Annotated in this window: 1 protein-coding gene; it reads right to left on the bottom strand. The window is 58.7% G+C overall.

Translation table 11 applies throughout. The annotated features are described in order from the left end of the window. Positions 1 to 680, bottom strand: a 680-nt coding sequence (locus ACT3UA_RS18970) for a transposase (protein ID WP_444617891.1), incomplete at both ends; no start/stop codon positions are given.

The raw sequence follows: 680 nt of genomic DNA, 5'->3' as shown, positions 1-680 counted from the left end.
GGATGCAACGGCTCAGCACGCAGGTAAATCCGAGTTCCAGGCGGGTATTGCCTCAACTCCAAGACCTTCGTTGCATCAATCACCCACGCATCATCACGCTGATCTCCGTTAGCGTCCAGGGCTGGTTCCCAGTACTTCTTCTGATCGATCCACCGGATGAACCGCTCCTTGAGCACCGGCAGCGAATACGACGTGGAGAATTGGATCCCCAGCGAATCCAGGTGGTGCAAGAACTCCCTGGAGGAGCCGGCACTATCGGTACGGACCAGGATCTTCTCACCACGAAGGTTCCCGTGCTCGTCATAGAAATCATCAGGCAACTGAGCCAGCGCTTGGCCGAGCACCTCGATATGCGAGGCGGCGGAATTAGCGCCCCGGTTTCCCGGGCGCAACTGCACGGCGAGGACTTCGCCGGTGCCGTTGGCTTTGCCGTAGTCAGCCATGGCAATCATCGGTGAAAAACCGTACCCACCTTTATACGTCCCAGCGCTGTTTTCCTTCTCAGAGTGGACATGCACTAGCGACGCATCGAGGTCAATAATCAGCGGATTGGCTGCCGTGGCCAGCCGGGCTGGATTCCGCGGCCCGGCCGCATTCCAGACTTTGGAGCGCAGGCTGCGGGTCATGGTGGCGAACCCGTAGGAGAAAGCTTCTGGCTGTTCTTTGATCCGGCCCATGAA

The sequence above is a fragment of the Glutamicibacter sp. 363 genome (assembly GCF_052379505.1).
GTDB lineage: Bacteria > Actinomycetota > Actinomycetes > Actinomycetales > Micrococcaceae > Glutamicibacter.
This window is presented reverse-complemented; position numbering and strand designations above follow the sequence as displayed.